Source organism: Marivivens donghaensis (genome assembly GCF_011806565.1).
Taxonomy (GTDB): Bacteria; Pseudomonadota; Alphaproteobacteria; order Rhodobacterales; family Rhodobacteraceae; genus Marivivens; species Marivivens donghaensis_A.
Genome location: NZ_JAATOP010000001.1, coordinates 241303 through 259680 on the forward strand (window position 1 = coordinate 241303; position 18378 = coordinate 259680).

21 protein-coding genes are annotated in these 18378 nt (G+C 59.3%); 11 read left to right on the forward strand and 10 right to left on the reverse strand.

The window, feature by feature from the left end:
* Window position 1: 1 nt before the first annotated feature.
* The 7 genes from HCZ30_RS01245 to HCZ30_RS01275 form a co-directional block, all read right to left on the reverse strand.
* Window positions 2–775, reverse strand: coding sequence for an L-iditol 2-dehydrogenase (locus HCZ30_RS01245; protein WP_167635946.1), 774 nt, complete (start codon window positions 773–775; stop codon window positions 2–4).
* Entirely contained in the window at window positions 775–1776 is a 1002-nt protein-coding gene (locus tag HCZ30_RS01250; RefSeq protein WP_167635947.1) for an ABC transporter ATP-binding protein, read from the reverse strand. The genes HCZ30_RS01245 and HCZ30_RS01250 overlap by 1 nt, the downstream gene beginning before the upstream one ends.
* Window positions 1777–1788: 12 nt before the next feature.
* Entirely contained in the window at window positions 1789–2619 is an 831-nt protein-coding gene (locus HCZ30_RS01255) for a carbohydrate ABC transporter permease (protein ID WP_167635948.1), read from the reverse strand.
* A 10-nt stretch (window positions 2620–2629) separates the two neighbouring features.
* Window positions 2630–3493, reverse strand: a complete 864-nt coding sequence (locus HCZ30_RS01260) for a carbohydrate ABC transporter permease (protein ID WP_167635949.1) — start codon at window positions 3491–3493, stop codon at window positions 2630–2632.
* A 116-nt stretch (window positions 3494–3609) separates the two neighbouring features.
* Complete coding sequence (locus HCZ30_RS01265) at window positions 3610–4908, reverse strand: ABC transporter substrate-binding protein (RefSeq protein ID WP_167636250.1); 1299 nt, start codon at window positions 4906–4908, stop codon at window positions 3610–3612.
* 247 nt (window positions 4909–5155) lie between these two features.
* On the reverse strand, window positions 5156–6118 hold the full coding sequence (locus tag HCZ30_RS01270) for a sugar-binding domain-containing protein (protein ID WP_167635950.1): 963 nt from the start codon (window positions 6116–6118) through the stop codon (window positions 5156–5158).
* A gap of 15 nt (window positions 6119–6133) precedes the next feature.
* Entirely contained in the window at window positions 6134–6781 is a 648-nt protein-coding gene (locus HCZ30_RS01275) for an HAD family hydrolase (RefSeq protein WP_167635951.1), read from the reverse strand.
* 70 nt (window positions 6782–6851) lie between these two features.
* Here HCZ30_RS01275 and HCZ30_RS01280 point away from each other — a divergent pair, with 70 nt between their 5' ends.
* The gene (locus HCZ30_RS01280; RefSeq protein WP_167635952.1) at window positions 6852–7913 is read left to right on the forward strand and encodes a dipeptidase; all 1062 of its coding nucleotides are present in this window, start codon (window positions 6852–6854) and stop codon (window positions 7911–7913) included.
* Here HCZ30_RS01280 and HCZ30_RS01285 read toward each other — a convergent pair whose 3' ends face one another.
* From HCZ30_RS01285 to HCZ30_RS01295, 3 genes are all read right to left on the reverse strand, one after another.
* Window positions 7914–8966, reverse strand: a complete 1053-nt coding sequence (locus HCZ30_RS01285; protein ID WP_167635953.1) for a YeeE/YedE family protein — start codon at window positions 8964–8966, stop codon at window positions 7914–7916.
* Window positions 8967–9000: 34 nt separating this feature from the next.
* A complete protein-coding gene (locus HCZ30_RS01290; RefSeq protein WP_167636251.1) occupies window positions 9001–9324 on the reverse strand; it encodes an ArsR/SmtB family transcription factor in 324 nt (107 codons plus the stop codon).
* 115 nt (window positions 9325–9439) lie between these two features.
* On the reverse strand, window positions 9440–9727 hold the full coding sequence (locus HCZ30_RS01295; protein WP_246212508.1) for a hypothetical protein: 288 nt from the start codon (window positions 9725–9727) through the stop codon (window positions 9440–9442).
* A 152-nt stretch (window positions 9728–9879) separates the two neighbouring features.
* Between HCZ30_RS01295 and HCZ30_RS01300 the strand changes: the two genes are divergently transcribed.
* From HCZ30_RS01300 to HCZ30_RS01345, 10 genes are all read left to right on the forward strand, one after another.
* Window positions 9880–10614 (forward strand): cytochrome c biogenesis CcdA family protein, encoded by a 735-nt coding sequence (locus HCZ30_RS01300; protein ID WP_167635955.1) that lies wholly within the window; start codon window positions 9880–9882, stop codon window positions 10612–10614.
* Between the two features lie 25 nt (window positions 10615–10639).
* On the forward strand, window positions 10640–11206 hold the full coding sequence (locus HCZ30_RS01305; RefSeq protein WP_167635956.1) for a thioredoxin family protein: 567 nt from the start codon (window positions 10640–10642) through the stop codon (window positions 11204–11206).
* 138 nt (window positions 11207–11344) lie between these two features.
* Entirely contained in the window at window positions 11345–11821 is a 477-nt protein-coding gene (soxX, locus tag HCZ30_RS01310; RefSeq protein WP_167635957.1) for a sulfur oxidation c-type cytochrome SoxX, read from the forward strand.
* A 25-nt stretch (window positions 11822–11846) separates the two neighbouring features.
* Window positions 11847–12263, forward strand: coding sequence for a thiosulfate oxidation carrier protein SoxY (gene soxY / locus HCZ30_RS01315; protein WP_167635958.1), 417 nt, complete (start codon window positions 11847–11849; stop codon window positions 12261–12263).
* Window positions 12264–12280: 17 nt separating this feature from the next.
* A complete protein-coding gene (gene soxZ, locus HCZ30_RS01320) occupies window positions 12281–12610 on the forward strand; it encodes a thiosulfate oxidation carrier complex protein SoxZ (protein WP_167635959.1) in 330 nt (109 codons plus the stop codon).
* Between the two features lie 32 nt (window positions 12611–12642).
* The gene (gene soxA / locus HCZ30_RS01325; protein WP_167635960.1) at window positions 12643–13497 is read left to right on the forward strand and encodes a sulfur oxidation c-type cytochrome SoxA; all 855 of its coding nucleotides are present in this window, start codon (window positions 12643–12645) and stop codon (window positions 13495–13497) included.
* Window positions 13498–13587: 90 nt separating this feature from the next.
* Complete coding sequence (soxB, locus tag HCZ30_RS01330) at window positions 13588–15291, forward strand: thiosulfohydrolase SoxB (RefSeq protein ID WP_167635961.1); 1704 nt, start codon at window positions 13588–13590, stop codon at window positions 15289–15291.
* A gap of 15 nt (window positions 15292–15306) precedes the next feature.
* Entirely contained in the window at window positions 15307–16581 is a 1275-nt protein-coding gene (soxC, locus tag HCZ30_RS01335; protein ID WP_167635962.1) for a sulfite dehydrogenase, read from the forward strand.
* Window positions 16565–17824, forward strand: coding sequence for a c-type cytochrome (locus tag HCZ30_RS01340; protein WP_167635963.1), 1260 nt, complete (start codon window positions 16565–16567; stop codon window positions 17822–17824). Before soxC ends, HCZ30_RS01340 begins: the two co-directional genes overlap by 17 nt.
* A gap of 121 nt (window positions 17825–17945) precedes the next feature.
* Window positions 17946–18377: a DUF302 domain-containing protein gene (locus HCZ30_RS01345; RefSeq protein ID WP_167635964.1), complete on the forward strand. Its 432-nt coding sequence runs from the start codon at window positions 17946–17948 to the stop codon at window positions 18375–18377.
* The last annotated feature ends 1 nt before the right edge of the window (window position 18378 follow it).

The window sequence follows — 18378 nt, forward strand, 5'->3', positions numbered from 1 at the left end:
GTCAGCTCATCCAGTTACCGCCGTCTACGTTATAGGTCTGGGCGACCACGTAATCGGCATCTTTTGTTGCTAGGAAAACGGCCATACCGGTGAGGTCTTCGGCACGGCCCATACGCCCATAAGGGACTTCTTTGCCTACGCGGCGCTTTTTCTCGCCGGGAGGAAGTCCCTCGTACTTTGCAAAGAACGCATCCACACCGTCCCAATGTTCGCCGTCGACAACGCCAGGCGCGATCGCGTTCACATTGATACCGTGGTGAATAAGGTTCAAACCTGCGGACTGCGTCATGCTGATGACGGCCGCCTTAGTGGCGCAGTAAACAGCGACGAGGCTTTCACCGCGGCGACCTGCCTGACTAGCCATATTGATGATCTTGCCGCCGCGACCGCGGGCGATCATGCCCTTCGCGACTGCCTGCATCATAAACAGTGTGCCTTTGACGTTGACGTCGAACACACGGTTATAGTCGGCTTCGGAAATCTCGATGATCGGCGCAGCGGTGAAGAGGGCAGCGTTGTTGATCAGGATGTCGATCCCGCCGAACTGCTCTTCGACCGATGCAACGGCGCTTTCGATGCTTTCGACAGACGTCACATCGCATTGCACCGCGATCGCGGCATCGCCGATTTCCGCAGCAGCTTTGGCAGCTGCTTCCGCATTGATATCGGCGATCGCGACCTTTGCACCTTCGGCCACAAAGGCCTTGGCAAAGGCGAGCCCGATCCCTCGGGCTGCGCCTGTAATCAATGCTGTTTTACCAGCAAGCCGCTCCATCAAATGCTCAGTCCTTCTGCGTTGAAGCGGTGGATCTTGTCTGCTTCCGGCGTCAGGTAAACGGTGTCACCGTGGCGCAGGTTGAATTCGCCGCTCACACGGACGGTGAGGGCTTCGCCCAGACCGGTGTCGTGTACATAGAGGAATGTGTCCGAACCGAGGTGCTCCGAAACGCCGACGGTGCCTTTCCAAGCGCCTTCGGTGGCCGATGCAGCAAGGTGCTCCGGACGGATGCCGATGGTGTGGGCATCGTACTTCGCAGCTTCCTGACCTTCGATGAAGTTCATCTTGGGCGAACCGATGAAGCCTGCAACGAACTTGTTCTTCGGGCTCTTGTAGAGTTCCAGCGGCGAGCCGACCTGCTCGATGACGCCAGCCTGAAGAACGACGATCTTGTCGGCCATGGTCATCGCTTCGACCTGGTCGTGGGTCACGTAGATCATCGTGGTTTCGAGGCGCTTGTGCAGCTCCGAAATCTCGAGGCGCATTCCCACACGAAGAGCCGCGTCGAGGTTCGAGAGCGGTTCGTCGAAGAGGAAGGCAGCCGGTTCGCGAACGATCGAGCGGCCGATGGCCACACGCTGACGCTGACCACCCGAGAGCTGGCCCGGACGACGGTCGAGGTAGTTGGTCAGGTTCAGAACCGACGCGGCGTTGTTCACGCGCTTGTCGATTTCAGCCTGATCCATCTTCGCCATCTTGAGCGGGAAGGCGATGTTCTTGCGTACGGTCATGTGCGGGTACAGAGCGTACGACTGGAACACCATTGCCAGACCGCGCTTGGCGGGCGGCAGTTCGGTGGCGTCCTGACCGTCGATGCGGATCTGACCGCCGGAAACGTCTTCGAGACCGGCAATCAGGCGCAGGAGGGTGGACTTACCGCAGCCAGACGGGCCAACGAAGACTACGAACTCGCCGTCTTCAATGGTGAGGTCCAGCGGCGGAATGACTTCGACATCGCCGAAGCGCTTGGTGACTTTATCGAGAGTAATGCGTCCCATAATCGTATTCCCTTATTTCACGGCGCCGAAGGTCAGGCCACGGACAAGTTGTTTCTGGCTGAACCAGCCCATGATGAGGATCGGTGCGATCGCCATGGTCGAGGCTGCAGAGAGTTTTGCGTAAAAGAGGCCCTCGGGGCTGGAGTAGCTTGCGATAAAGGCCGTCAGAGGTGCTGCTTTGGTCACCGTCAGGTTGATCGTCCAGAACGCTTCGTTCCAAGCGAGGATGATGTTGAGCAGCAGGGTCGATGCGATGCCCGGTACAGCCATCGGAGTCAGAATGTAGACGATCTCTTCTTTCAGCGATGCGCCATCCATACGAGCCGCTTCGAGGATCTCGCCCGGAATTTCGCGGAAGTAGGTGTAGAGCATCCAGATGATGATCGGCAGGTTGATGAGCATAATGACGATAACCAGTGCAGTGCGGCTATCGAGCAGGCCCATTTTGGCCGCGCCGATGTAGATCGGGTAGAGAACGCCAACAGCCGGCAGCATCTTGGTGGAGAGCATCCACATCAGGATGTCCTTGGTGCGCTTGGACGGCGTGAAGGCCATCGACCACGCGGCAGGAATTGCCACCAGAAGACCGAGCAGGGTGGAGCCGACCGAGATGAAGATCGAGTTCCACAGGAAGTTCGTGTAGTTCGAACGTTCCTGAACAACGCGGTAGTTCTCGAGCGTCCAGTCAAAGAACAGGAACACCGGCGGATCCGAGATAGCCTGACCTTCGGTTTTGAAGCTGGTCAGGATGGTCCAGAGGATCGGGAAGAAGATCAGCAGACCGACGGCCCATGCGAGGGCAGTGTTGATCGCTTTTTGCTGCGTAGTAACAGAACGTGCCATGATCGCCCCCTTAGTCCAGGTTTTTGCCGACGATGCGCATCAGGAAGATGGCAACGATGTTGGCGAGAATGATTGCGTAGACACCACCTGCGGAACCCAGACCGACAGCTTGGCTTTCGCTGATGCGCTGGAAGATGAGGTAGGTGAGGGTCTTCGTGCCGAATGCACCGCCGGTGGTCACAAAGATCTCGGCGAAGATCGACAGCAGGAAGATCGTCTGGATGAGCAGGACGATGGTGATCGCGCGGCTCAGGTGCGGCAGGATGATGTACCAGAAGCGGGCCAGCGTCGGAGCGCCGTCCATTTCCGATGCTTCGAGCTGCTCACCGTCGAGCGACTGGATCGCCGTCAGAAGGATGAGCGTCGCGAACGGCAGCCACTGCCAGCTGACGATGATGATGATCGACAGGAGCGACTGTTCCGACATCCAGACCACCGGGTCCGCTCCGAAGAAGCGCCACAGGTGGGCCAGAAGGCCGTTGGTCGGGTCCATGAACATGTTCTTCCAGACGAGCGCCGAAACGGTGGGCATGACGAAGAACGGTGCGATAACGAGGATACGCACGACGCCTTGGCCCCACATCGGGCGGTCAAGGAGAAGGGCGAGAAGAACACCGAAAACGATGGTGATGGCGAGTACGCCGCCAACGATAATCAAGGTGGTGAGGATGCTGGGCCAGAAAGAGCTGCTGCCAATAAAGCGCGTGTAGTTTTCCAAACCAGCGAAGCCGAGGTCGCCGCCGCGCATCGGTCTGTAGTCTCGGAAAGAGAGGTACAGCGTGGCGATCAGCGGAACGAGCATCCATCCCAGAAGGAGGGTAACCGCCGGCGCCATCATAATGCGGGCAGCTGAGCGAGAGTGTTGTGTTGCCATGATACACTTCCTCTGTTGGCAGTAATGACACCACCTGAAAATTTAAACGAGTTGTGCGGGGAAAGTGGAAAACAGGGGGGCAGCCTACGGCCGCCCCCCTGCGTTGGAGGAGACTATTAGCGGTAGCCAGCAGCTTCCATTGCGTCGTTGGTGATCGCCTGTGCCTTCTCAAGAGCTTCTTCGACGGTCTGCTGACCGGCGTAAGCTGCCGAGAATTCCTGCGAAACTTCGGTGGCGATGCCAGCGAATTCCGGGATAGCGGCGAACTGAACGCCAACGTACGGCGATTCATTCACGGTCGAGTCGAGCGGGTCAGCCGACAGGATCGAGTCCAGGGTCATCTGAGCGAACGGAACTTCCATGTAGTTCGGGTTTTCGTACAGCGAGGTACGTGCGCCCGGCGGTACGTTTGCCCAGCCTTCGTTCTCAGCGACGAGCTCGATGTAGTCCTTCGAGGTTGCCCATTCGATGAACTGCTTAGCAGCGTCTTGCTTCTGCGAACCTGCCGGGATGGCAAGTGCCCAAGCCCAGAGCCAGTTCGAGCGCTTGCCCAGACCGTTATCGGGTGCCAGTGCGAAGCCTACGCTGTCAGCAACTTCCGACTCGTTTGCGTTGGTGACGAACGAAGCAGCAACGGTTGCGTCGATCCACATGCCGCACTTGCCCTGCTGGAACAGCGAGAGGTTTTCGTTGAAGCCGTTGGTTGCGTAACCAGCCGGGCCCGACTCGTCCATCATGCCTTTGTAGAAGTTGAGGGTGTTTGCCCAAGCTTCGCCGTCAAAGGTTGCGTTCCAGTCCATGTCGAACCACTGGGCGCCGAAGGAGTTACCCATTGCAGTGATGAAAGCACCGCCTTCACCCCAGCCGGCTTTACCGCGGAGACAGATACCGTTGATGTCGGCGTCACGATCGGTCATTGCAGCCGCTGCTTCGCGGATGAATTCCCAGGTCGGAGCGTCCGGCATTTCCAGACCAGCTTTTTCCATCAGGTCGGTGCGGTACATGATCATCGACGATTCACCGTAGAACGGTGCAGCGTAGAGGGTGCCGTCGTGGCTCAGACCGCCAGCCATTGCCGGCAGGATGTCGTCTGCATCGTATTCGTCCGAAAGATCGTCGAGCGGGACGAGCCAGCCGTTCGCACCCCAGATCGGGGTTTCGTACATGCCGATGGTCATGATGTCGAATGCGCCACCGTTGGTCGAGATGTCGGTGGTTACGCGCTGGCGAAGAACGTTCTCTTCGAGGGTGACCCACTCCAGCTCGATGCCGGTCTTTTCGGTGAAGTCATCGTCAAGACCCTGCATGCGGATCATGTCACCGTTGTTAACGGTGGCGATGGTCAGCGTTTCAGCGTTTGCGAGAGCAGCGGCCGAGCACAGAGCAGTCGCGCCGAGAAGCGCGCGCACAGTCATTGTCATATTTTCCTCCCAATGCCCTTGATGGGCAATTGCTACGTTAGTGGGCAAATGTTCGCGAAAAGGCCGATTCATGTCAATCCCTGACCCTAGCTGCAGCGCAGTAGGCCAGAAAAATTCAATGAAATCAGTTATGCGTTTGAGAAATGCTTGTACGGAAGTACAGGTATGCGCTGACGGCAGGGCTTATTGCTGCGCTGCGGCGAAGCAAATCATGCGACGAATTGGTGGGTTGGGCGGAGAATCAGTCGGCCGAGAGAATCGCTTCGGCGGTTGATTCGCTCGTGATCAGACCGGAGATCAGGCGGCCCCTGAGAGCCCCCATGATACCTCGAACTTTGGATGGCCCGACGGCCACGCCGATGAACCGCTGATCACACGCCGGACGGAGCGGCGCAGAGGCCACACGGCGATTGAACGCGCAGTCGATGATCTCGCCGCTGTCGTCGTAAATCCACGAGGTGATCTCGCCCGCAGCGCCGCGGGCCTGAATTTCGTCGACCTCGTCACGGGTCAGGAAGCCGTCGACGAACAGCGGCGCGGTGCTGTCCATCTGACCGATGCCGACCAGCGTCAGGTCAGCCCGCTCGCAGAGGCTCAGCGTGTTCTTCACCGCCTCTTGGCCGAAGAGGGTGCCGAGTTCCTCGCTGGAGTTCGCGAGCACCGGAAGCGGGTAGGGATACTGCACCGCGTTGATGCGTTCGGCGAGCTGAATCGTAGCGTTATAAGGCGTTGCGGAGCCGTCTGACATCATGTTGCCCAGCCGCGAGACGACGCGGTGCTGGGGGCAATGCATGCGCGGAACCTGCTCAACCGTGGCTTTCAACGCGCGGCCAGTTCCGAGCGCGATAATACGCTCTTCGTCGGTCTTCAAAGTGCGTTCGATCTCCGCTCCGGCGGCGATGGCTGCGCCTGCCATGAGGTTCGGCGCTTCGGGGTCAGAGGGGACAACTTCGCAGAATTGCAGCCCGAATTTTTCGAGGATCGCTTGCGACAGATCCATGCATCTGGCGATCGGGTGGTCGAGGCGAACCTTGACCAGACGCTCGCTCACGGCCATCGCAACGAGGCGCTGCGCGGACTGTCTGGAGACCCCCAGTTTGCGGGCGATTTCGTCTTGGGTGTTGCCTGCGACATAATACAGCCAACCGGCACGAGCAGCGTCGTCCAGTCGCGTAGTTTCGGGCGTGAAACGTCCGACAGTCACAGATTTCTCCCTCTCTCAAAATTGTCGTAAGAGGTGTGCGAAATCGGACCAGTTGTCAAAGGATTGCGTATCGTCAGGCAATCTTATCCCGAGATTCCGCAGGTGCGAAGCGCCCGTGTAGGCCAGTACATTCATCTCTGCGGCCTTGGCTGCCGTGATGCCCGGAATGCTGTCCTCAACGACGAGAATGCGCTCTTTCGGAATGCCCATCTCCTTGGCAACATGGAGAAAAAGGTCAGGCGCGGGCTTGCCGCGCTCGACGAGGCTGGCGGTATAAACATGCTCGCCGAAGTACTTGTCGAGGCCGGTGAGTTCGAGCGTTCTCGCGACCCTCGGGGGGCTGGAAGATGTTGCAACGCAGCGACGGATATCGAGCTGTTCGAGCATCTCCGCAATACCCTCTGTTGGGCGAAGGCGGGTCTCGAACCTCTCCAGTAGCGTGTTGCGGTAGCGCATCTCGAAATCGTCGGGAAGCGGCGTTCTGTGGCTCTCGCGGATCGCCTTCGCGACGGTCGGGAAGCTGCGGCCAAGGCAGTGGATGCGAACATAGTCCCGATCAATTTTGATGCCGACATTGCGCAATTCTTCGATCAGAACCTCCGCGCTGATGATCTCGCTGTCCACGAGGACGCCGTCGCAATCGAAAATAATCAGGTCAATCATTAGTGCTCTCACAATGTATTGCCTCTCTCGTGCCACGGGCTAGCCTACGGAAGCAAGCACAGGAGCGAAAATGACCTCAATTCCCGTATTCGATGGCCACAACGATTTCCTCTTCCGCGTGTCCTCGGTGTCCCCCGACAAGAGGGAAGCCATGTGGTTGGAAGGCGTGGGTGCGCACCACCTCGATTTGCCCCGCATGAAAGAGGCGAACTTCGCGGGTGGCTTTTTCGCGATCTGGGTGCCGTCGCCCGACGATGGCTCCGGCCTCGATTTCGAGGCACAGATGGAGACGCTGCCCTATCACCTGAACCTGCCGCCCATGCTGTCGCAGGCCGATGCCGTGCTAACCGCGATGACCCAAGCGGCCTGTCTGCGTCAGATGGAGCGGGTCTCGGGCGGCGATTTCGTCATTGTTGAGAGCGGTAAACAGATCCGTCCTTTAATCGAAAGCGGGAAGATCGCGGCAATCATGCACATGGAAGGGGCGGAGGCGATCGGGCCAGAGCTTGATCATCTGCAACTATGGTACGACATGGGCCTGCGGTCGCTGGGCCCTGTGTGGAGCCGTCCGACGCTGTTCGGTGAAGGCGTGCCCTTTGCGTTTCCGTCGTCGCCCGATCATGGCGCGGGTCTGACGGACCTTGGAAAGCGATTGGTTGCCGAATGCGACCGCCTCGGCATCCTGATCGACCTGTCGCACCTGAACGAAAAAGGCTTCGAGGATGTCGCCGCGCTCTCCAGCCAGCCGATGATGGCAACGCACTCGAATGCCCATGCCATCACGCCGTCCTCCCGTAACCTCACCGATCGCCAGCTGAAGATCATGGCGGAGACGGACGGGATCGTGGGTTTGAACTATGGTTGCGCCTTCCTGCGTGACGACGGGCGCCGCGATGAAAACGTGGGTTTCGACCCGATGATGCGGCACCTCGACCATCTGTTGTCGATCATGGGTGAGGACCGTGTTGCGCTTGGCTCCGACTTTGACGGAGCGGTCATTCCCAAAGCCATTGGCGATGTCATGGGCCTCTACGATCTGATCCAAGCCATGCAGGCACACGGCTACGGGACCGAGCTCACGGCCAAGATCGCTAACGGCAACTGGCTCAACTTCCTCGAACGCGCGATGTGATTATTCGGCAGGAGCCCAGCCGGCGATAAGCTGACGAAGCCCCAACCAAGCGCCCGCAAAGATGCTCGCGACGACCAGAGGGGCGGACCATGACAGGACGGACATGGCAGACAGGCCCTGTCCAATGCTGCACCCCATGGCTACAACGGCGCCGACGCCCATAAGGGCCGCACCAAAGACCTGACGGCGAAGTTCGCGCGGGTCTTCGCAGGCTTCCCAGCGGAAGTGGCCCTTGATCAGCGAGCCGAGGAACGCGCCGCACCACACGCCGCAGACCGAACCGACTGCGAACGATAGCGAGCTCCCGCTGGCGGTCATGGTCCAAAGGATCGTCTCGCCCAGTGGGGCGGCAAAGGTGTGGCTCGCGACGATAGCGGGGTTGAACGCATATTCGGCGATCCACTGTGTCCCCGCCCAAGCAAGGACGACCGACAAGCCGACGACAGCGCCCCATGCGATGTACTCAGGCGCTTTGCGGACGTGCGACGGGGCGATGGTGGCCGCTAGGACTACGAGGCCGGCGGCAATTCCGATGAGGTTCGGCGAAACGCCTACGATATTGCCAAGCGTATGCGCGATACCCGCTGGAGCATCGGCGCGACCTTGCGGAAAGACCGCGACACGAAGATAGGCGAGGGGGCCGCTAATCGTGGCAAAGGCAGCGATGCCCATAACCACCACGATGACGAAGTTCCGCAGATCGCCGCCGCCCAATCGCGCGAGAGCGCCGTAACCGCAGTTGCCCGCAAGGGCCATGCCGTAGCCGAAAACGAGACCGCCAACGATAGCGCCAATGGGCGCAAACCCGAAGCCGAGGTAGATCGTATCCATGGGGCGGAGCAGGCCGACTGCCATCAGCCCGAAGGTTCCGAGCACAGCCACACCGATCGCCACGCCCCACATCCGGAGGCGCAAGTCATTGTTGCCGTAGAAGTAATCCTCGATTGCGCCGAGCGTGCAGAAGCGCCCGAGGCGAGCTGCTAGTCCGAGCATGATGCCGGTAGCGAGGCCGACAATAGCGGCCATGGTCCCGTCTCCGAGCCAGTCGATCATAAAGTGTCCTCCCTTGGCGACCCAAGGGCCGCACTCACGATCGTTCGCAGAACATCTCGTAGAGCACGTTGATAATCTGGCGGGGACGGTCGTCGGTCAAGCTGTAGTAGATGGTCTTGCCCTCGCGTCGCGGCACCACGAGACCCTCGAGGCGCAGGCGGGCAAGCTGCTGGGATACCGCGGCCTGACGGGCCGAGATAAGTTCTTCGAGTTCGGTTACCGACTTTTCGCCGGAGGCCAGATGGCAGAGGATCATGAGGCGACCCTCATGACTGATCGCCTTGAGAAAATTCGCGGCATCCGTCGAATTCTTCTCCATCTTCGCCATGTCAGCGAGGCTGATAGCGAGCTCACCCATGTCCCAATCCCAGCTTTTTGTAGAGCGTTCCATCGCGACTTACTGATCTTTGTCTACGTTTCAAGTCCCCAATAGGTCCCAGTTCACCCGAGTTGTTAACGCTATCACCCATAAGTCAGATATTCGGCGCGGGTAATTCGGCCTCCGCTAGCAGGTTTCCGAGAAAGCCCCAGAAGAAATCTTCGCCCGGATATCCTTCGATCCGGCCCAGTTCGACGTTGTCTTCGATCAGCACGAAAGTCGGCGAGAAAACAACGGGGCGCACGAAGTCATAGGCGTCCAGCGAGCCATGCAGATCCGCTGTAACCAGAGGTGCGGCCTTGCCCTCGGTCGTCTTGTCATAGGCGTCGCCGACTTCGGCGTCCCAGCGGGCGCACCAAAAACAGCCCGTTTCGCGCACCATCAGAAGCTGCGTTTCGGCTGCGACAGGTGCCGCTACAAGTATTGATAAGGCTGCGATAAGGTACTTCAGCTTCGGTCTCCTAATTCGTTTGACCGGCGTACGACTAGTCATCTAGCGTAATATGAATATGTGAATTCATCAAGGATGCCGCAATGGAGATCAGTTATCTCGGTGCAGCGATTGCCGGTCTGCTTTCTTTCTTCACGCCCTGCGTGTTGCCCATGGTTCCGTTCTACCTGTCATATATGGGCGGGATGTCGATGGCGGAACTGCAAGGCGACGATGAAATTGCGCCTGGTGCGCAGCGTCGGCTGATTTTGGCTTCCATCGCGTTCGCGCTGGGTGTCACGACGATCTTTGTTTTGCTGGGGATGGGCGCGACGACTGCGGGGCAATTCGTGGCGCAATGGAAATCGGTGCTGGCCTATGTGGCCGCTGCGATCCTCATCGTTTTCGGCCTCCATTTCCTCGGCATTTTCCGCATAGGTCTGCTTTACCGCGAGGCGCGCCTCGACTCGACGAAAAAGCCGGCGGGCCTAGCTGGCGCCTACGTAATGGGCCTTGCCTTTGGCTTTGGTTGGACGCCCTGCGTCGGGCCTGCGCTGGCCTCGGTGCTGTTCATGGCGGGCGGTATGGGCAACGTCTGGGAAGGGGGCCTTCTGCTGCTGGTATACGGTGTCGCCATGACCTCGCCGTTCGTCATCGCTGCGTTCTTTGCCAAGCCGTTCCTTGGCTGGGCGCGTAGGAACCGCAAATATTTGGCCTATGTTGAAAAAGTCATGGGCGTCATGCTGATCGTGTTCGGTATCCTCATCGCGACGGGGAGCGTAAACGTGATCGCGGACTGGATGATCAAGGCGATGCCTTGGTTCACCAACATACTCTGATTTCGCAATACGGGAGGAGAATCCGATGCGGAAACTACTGACTTTGCTTGCCGCGTGTCTTTGGACGTCGGTCGCTAGCGCAGCCACGCTCGGCGACGACGGGCTGCACAAGGAAACGTGGATGCGCGACACCTTCAAGGATCTGCGCGAAGACCTCGACGAAGCGACCGCAGAGGGCAAGCGCCTGCTGATCATGGTCGAGCAGCGCGGCTGCATTTACTGCACCAAGATGCACGAGGAGGTGTTCCCCAACGAGACCATCTCCCAGTACATCGAGGACAACTACTTTGTCGTTCAGATCAATATGTTCGGCGATGTCGAAGTCACCGATTTCGACGGAACGACTCTGCCTGAAAAAGAGATGGTCAAGAACTGGGGGATTCTTTTCACGCCGACGCTGATTTTCTATCCGAAAGAAGTGGAAGACGGCGTTGCCGGAATGGATGCAGCTGCAGCGGTGATGCCGGGCGCTTTCGGTAAATGGACCACCTATAACCTGCTACGCTGGGTGGTCGACGAAGGTTACCTCGGCGACGAGAATTTCCAGAAATATCATGCGCGTATGATCGAGGAGGGCGGGCTGTCCGATTGACAGCCTGCGACAATTCGCGCATACGTTGAGGCCCGCCGCAGAGCAGCAATATTCAAATTTTTGAATTTATCGTTGTCAGCGGCGAATGGTGTGCACTAAGGTATTCATTAAGCCGCATATGATGATCAGGGAGGGCTCATGAAGAGCATCATTCAAATGACGGCCGGTCTGGCTTTGGCCGCCACAGTCGCTTCGGCAGAGGACGTTGCTCCGGCAGATGTCGTTTACGAAGAGTATGGTGAGGTCACTGCTTCTCTGACTGGCATAGCTGGCGATCCGGAAAACGGCATCGTTGTTATGACTTCGCGTGGCAAAGGCAACTGCATCGCCTGCCACGAAGTTACGGCTCTCGCGGATTATCCGTTCCATGGCGAGGTCGGGCCGATGCTCGACGGCGTGGGCGGCTACCGCAGCGAAGCCGAACTTCGCGGTATCGTCGCGAACGCGAAACACACATTCCCCGACACGATGATGCCCGCGTTCTACAAGACTAGCGGTTACATCCGTCCGGGCGATGCGTTCACCGGCAAGGCAGGCGAAGAGCCACTTCCGCCGCTGCTGACCGCGCAGGAAATCGAGGATGTCGTCGCGTACCTGCAGACGCTGACCGACTGATCCAACCGTATTCTAAGGAGACAACATGAACCTGAACCGCAGAGAAATGATCCTGCTGGCGACGGGCGCTTCGGTGGCCGCAATGCTGCCGTTCCGCGCTTCGGCTGCCGCTGATGAAGCGATCAATGCATTCACTGGTGGTGCCGAAGTCGGCGAGGGTGGTCTGACCCTCACCGCACCGGAAATCGCCGAAAACGGCAACACTGTGCCGATCGAAGTCGACGCTCCGGGCGCGACCGCGATCTTGGTGCTTGCTGCTGGCAACCCGACCCCCGCGGTCGCAACCTTCAACTTCGGCCCGCTTGCGGGTGCGCAGATGGCTTCGACCCGTATTCGCCTTGCTGGTACGCAGGACGTCATCGCCATCGCGAAGATGTCGGACGGCTCGTTCGTTCGCGCTTCGAAAGAAGTTAAGGTCACCATCGGCGGCTGCGGCGGCTAAGGCATCGGAGAGAGAAAATGGCAGACAACGTAACACCCCGCGTCCGCGTTCCCCGCGATGCCACTGCTGGTGAAGTCATCACCATCAAGACCCTGATTTCGCACCCGATGGAGTCGGGCCAGCGCAAAGACGGCGACGGCAACCCGATCCCGCGTTCGATCATCAACCGCTTCACTTGTGACTTTAACGGCCAGAACGTTATCGACGTCACTCTCGAGCCGGCAATCTCGACCAACCCATACTTCGAATTCCAGGCCACCGTGCCGGAAAGCGGCGCGTTTACCTTCACTTGGTATGACGATGACGGTTCGGTCTACGAGGACACCAAGGAAATCGCGGTCAGCTAAGGGCTGATCGCGTCACAAGGGGAGGATCAATAATGATGAAAACGGCTCTTAAGGGTGCTGTGTACGGGCTGATCGCCCTTGCTGCATCCACTGCCGTCGCTGACGAGAGCGCCGAGCTTGTCATCAACGGCGAAACCGAGATCGTGACCCGCGCTGACGCGCCGGCACACCTTGATGGCGCTCTTTCGGAAGTCACTTCGGGCTGGCTCTACCGCTCCGATGAAACCCAAGCCATGCAGATGGACGACTTCGACAATCCGGGCATGCTCGCTGTCGAAGACGCCATGGTCGCTTGGGGCACCGCCGAAGGCACCGAGAACAAGTCCTGCGCGGATTGCCACGGCGCTGCCGAAGAGGGCATGGCCGGTGTGCGTGCGACCTATCCCAAGTGGAACGACAACGCCGAGGAAGTCCGTACTCTCGCGATGCAGATCAATGCCTGCCGTACCGAGAATATGGGCGCCGAGGAGTGGAAGTACGACGGTGGCGACATGCTCGCCATGGAAGGTCTGATTTCCTACGCCGGTCGTGGTGACACCATCAACGTCGCCATCGACGGACCTGCCCAGGCCATGTGGGAACAGGGTCGTGACATGTACTATACCCGCACCGGTCAGCTCGAGCTCTCCTGCGCGAACTGCCACGAGCAGAATTATGGTAACATGATCCGCGCTGACCACCTCAGCCAGGGCCAGATCAACGGCTTCCCGACCTACCGTCTGAAGAATGCGAAGCTGAACGGCGTTCACTCGCGCTTCAAGGGTTGTGTCCGCGATACCCGTGCAGAGACCTACGCAGTCGGCAGCGAAGACTTCATCGCTCTCGAACTGTACGTTGCAAGCCGCGGTAACGGCCTCTCTGTCGAAGGCCCGTCGGTTCGTAACTAAGCACCTAGGCAGGCCCGCATTCCATGTGGATGCGGGCTTTCTCCTAGCTAAAATATTCAATTTTCAGAATGCGAAGAAGGATCGAGTGACATGATCTCGCGTCGTGATTTTCTACAGGCAAGCATGGCGGCCAGCGCCATCGTCGGTGCCTCGGGGTTTGGTAATTGGGGCCGTCTGGCGGCGCAGCAACTCCTGACGCAGGACGACCTGCTGTCGTTCGAGACTTTCGGCAACGTGTCTCTGATCCACCTGACCGACATCCACGCCCAACTGAACCCGATGTATTTCCGCGAGCCGGAGATCAATATCGGCGTGGGCGAGAACAAGGGCGAGGTGCCGCACATCACTGGCGCGGACTTCCGTCGTCTGTACGGCATCGAGGATGGCTCCCCGTCCGCATATGCGCTGACCTACAACGACTTTGCCTCGCTCGCCAAAGGCTACGGCAAGATGGGCGGACTCGACCGTATCGCGACCGTGGTAAAGGCGATCCGCGCCGACCGCCCCGACGCGCTGCTGCTTGATGGTGGCGATACGTGGCAGGGCAGCTACACCTGCTACCACACCCAAGGTCAGGACATGGTCAACACCATGAACCTGCTCAAGCCCGACGCGATGACGTTCCACTGGGAATTCACGCTGGGTCAGGACCGCGTCCGCGAGATCGTCGAAAACCTCCCCTTCGCCGCGCTGGGCCAGAACATCTTCGACGCGATGTGGGATGAACCCGCTGCGGAATTCGCGCCCTACAAGTTCTTCGAACGTGGCGGCGTGAAGATCGCCGTAATCGGTCAGGCGTTCCCCTACATGCCGATCGCCAACCCTGGCTGGATGTTCCCCGATTACTCCTTCGGTATCCGCGACGAGAACATGCAGGCCATGGTCGACGAATGCCGCGCCAAGGGCGCCGAATGCGTCGTCGTCCTGTCCCACAACGGTTTCGACGTGGACAAGAAGATGGCTGAACGCGTGCAGGGCATCGATGTTGTGCTGTCGGGTCACACCCACGACGCACTGCCGGAGCCGTACCTCGTCGGTGAAACCATCGTCATTCCGTCGGGCTCGCACGGCAAGTTCGTCAGCCGTATCGACCTCGATATACGCGACGGCCGTATGATGGGCTTCCGTCACAAACTGATCCCGATCTTCTCCGATGTCATCGAAGCCGATGCCGAAATGGCCTCCGCGATCGAAGCCGAACGTGCGCCGTTCCAGAGCGAACTGAGCGAAGTGCTCGGCACCGTCGCCGACGACACCACGTTGTTCCGCCGCGGTAACTTCAACGGCTCGTGGGACGATCTGATCTGTGACGCGCTGCTCGAAGAGCGTGATGCAGAGATTGCCATGTCGCCCGGCGTGCGCTGGGGTCCGTCGCTGATCCCCGGTCAGCAGATTACCCGTGAGGACGTCTTTGGCGTGACCTCGATGACCTACCCGAACGCTTACCGCACAGAGATGACGGGCGAGTTCATCCACACCATCATGGAAGACGTTGCCGACAACATCTTCAACCCCGATCCCTATTACCAGCAGGGCGGCGACATGGTGCGTATGGGCGGCCTTGGCTACCACATCGACGTCAGCAAGCCGATCGGCGAGCGCATCTCCAACATCACCATGCTCAAGACCGGCGAACAGCTCGATCCGGCCAAGAGCTACGTCGTCGCAGGCTGGGCGAGTGTCAATGAAGGCACCGAAGGTCCGGCGATCTGGGACGTGGTGGAATCGCACATCCGCAAACTTGGCACCGTTTCCGTAGCGCCGAATACGTCGGTGCAGGTCAGCGGCGTCTAACCGGAGGAAAACAGGATGGATATCAAAATCAAAGGCACAAAGCCGTCCCGCCGGAATTTCCTGACCGGCGCCATGGCTGCTGGCGGTGCCGCTGTCAGCGCGTCGTTCGCGCGTGCCCAAGGTGCGCCCGATCCGGCGATCACCGAACTGCAACCGTGGCGCAACCAGCTTGGCGATGGCGTCGACGCGCGTCCCTACGGTGTGCCGTCAAAGTACGCTTCCGAGGCCGTGCGCCGCGACGTCCCGTGGCTGACTGCCGACCCGATCAGCTCGGTCAACTTCACGCCGCTCCACGAACTTGACGGTATCATCACGCCCAACGGTCTGTGCTTCGAACGCCACCACGGCGGTGTCGCTGACGTCGATCCGGCAGAGTACCGCCTGATGATCAATGGTCTCGTGGACAAGGAAATCGTGTTCACGCTGGAAGACCTGATGCGTTACCCGCGTGAGAACCACGTCTACTTCCTCGAATGCGCGGCGAACTCGGGCATGGAATGGGCGGGCGCGCAGCTCAACGGCTGTCAGTTCACCCACGGCATGATCCACAACGTCATGTATACGGGCATCCCGCTGCGCCTTCTGCTCGAAGAAGCGGGTGTTCAGGCAGGTGGCAAGTGGTTGCTTGCTGAAGGTGCCGATGCGTCTGCCATGACCCGTTCGATCCCGATGGAAAAGGCGCTCGACGACTGTCTTGTTGCGTTCAAGATGAATGGCGAAGCGCTTCGCCCCGAGCAGGGCTACCCTGTTCGCCTCGTCGTTCCCGGTTGGGAAGGCAACATGTGGATCAAGTGGCTCCGCCGCCTCGAAGTGGGTGACGAGCCTTGGCACCACCGCGAAGAAACGTCGAAGTACACCGACCTTCTCGCCAACGGTCAGGCCCGCCGCTTCACATGGGAGATGGACGCCAAGTCGGTCATTACCAGCCCGTCGCCGCAAGCACCGATCACCCACGGCAAAGGCTGGACTGTGGTCACCGGCATCGCATGGTCGGGCCGTGGCACGATCCCGCGCGTGGACGTGACCCTCGACGGCGGCAAGAACTGGCATCAGGCCCGCATGAGCGGTCCGTCGTTCAACAAGTCGGTTCACCGCTTCTACTACGAATTCGAATGGGACGGCTCGCCCTTGCTTCTGCAATCCCGCGCCCACGACAGTACCGGATACGTGCAGCCGACGAAAAACGAGCTGCGCGCCATCCGTGGCGAGAATTCGATCTACCACAACAACGGCATCCAGACTTGGTATGTCAACGAGAACGGCGAGGCTGAAAATGTCGAAATTTCTTAAGATCTTCGTCCCCGCTCTGGGCGGCGCGACAGGCATCCTCGCGATTTCCTACATGATGGCCGACCAGCTGGTCGTCGACATTCCCGCGCCTGTGCGCGAGGCCATCGCGGTTCGCGCGGCCTACGCCGAAGAGGTCAAAGCGCAAGCTGCTGCCGACGCGGAGGCTGCCGCAGCACTCGCCGCGCAAATGGAAGCTGCAGGCCATGCGCCGTCGATCGAAGGCGGCTATGGCCTTGGACGTCCTGCACTGACCGAAGAAGTCGCGGCTTGGAACACCGACATTCGTCCCGATGGTATGGGTCTTCCCGAAGGCTCTGGTGATGTCTGGACCGGTGAAGAAGTTTTCGTCGAAAAGTGTGCCATGTGTCACGGCGACTTCGGTGAAGCTGTTGGTCGCTGGCCGGTGCTCGCAGGCGGGCAGGGAACGCTGGAAAACGAAGATCCGGTGAAGACTATCGGGTCGTACTGGCCCTACCTGTCGACCGTCTATGACTACGTGAATCGCGCCATGCCGTTCGGCGATGCGTCGACCCTCACACCTGACGAAGTCTACGCGATTACCGCTTACCTTCTGTACCTCAACAACGAGGTCGAGGACGACTTCACCCTGTCGAGCGACAACTTCACCGAAGTGCGACTGCCCAACGAAGAGAACTTCTTCATGGACGACCGCATGGACACCGAATTCCCCGTCTTCATTCGTGCCGACATCTGCATGGAGAATTGCAAGGACGAGGTGGAGATCACGATGCACGCCAGCGTGCTCGACGTGACGCCTGAAGAAGAGGGCGCTTCGGAAGAAGATGCTCTGAACGAAGAAGCTGCCACAACAACCGAGGAATCGACAACCGAAGTCGCAGCCCAAGAAACCACCGAGGAAGCTCCGGCCGAAGAACCTGCTGTGGAAATGGCGGCCTTCGATCCTGAACTCGCGGCCGCTGGTGAGCGTGTCTTCGGCAAGTGCCGCGCCTGTCACAAGGTCGGTGACGGCGCGCGTAACGGCACCGGTCCGCAGCTCAACGGCATTGTCGGTCGCGGGATCGGAGCACTCGAAGATTTCCGTTATTCCGATGTTTTCCAAGAGGCTCACGCCAACGGCGAGACGTGGGATGAGGAACGCCTTGGCGCATTTCTTGCAAACCCGCGTGACGCTATGCCGCGTACCCGTATGAGCTTTGCGGGTCTACGTGATCAGGGTGATATCGACGCGGTGATCGATTACCTGAAATCGGTCGATCAGTAATCGGAGCGCTTCCCCCTTGGTTGTAGCCGCGAGGGAAGCTACATGCTCCGAAACATGATATAGATCAAAGCCACGTTTTTGATGTGGCTTTATCAACACCGCAGACTGAGGGGCTTTTGCCATGAACCGTTTTGCCATTTCCGCACTGGTCGCACTGACCGCTTCGACTGCCTTTGCGCAGGAAGCAGTGACCTATGACGTGAATGGCACCTTCGACGATGCCATCTTCGGACTGGAATCGGCGATCACGGGGCGGGGACTGGTGGTCGACTGGGTCAGCCACACCGGAGAAATGCTTGCCCGCACGGGCGAGGATGTCGGCTCCGATGTGACGCTCTTTGACAAGGCCGACGTCTACAACTTCTGCTCGGCAGCCCTGTCGCGCAAGATGATGGAGATTGACCCCCTCAATATCGCGCACTGTCCGTATGCGGTCTTTGTCTTCGAACGGGAAGGCGAAGTGACCGTGGGCTACCGCACCCAACCCGAAGGCGAGATGCAGGAAGTTCAGGCACTTCTTGACGAAATCGCCCGCGAAGCTGCCGGAGAATAAT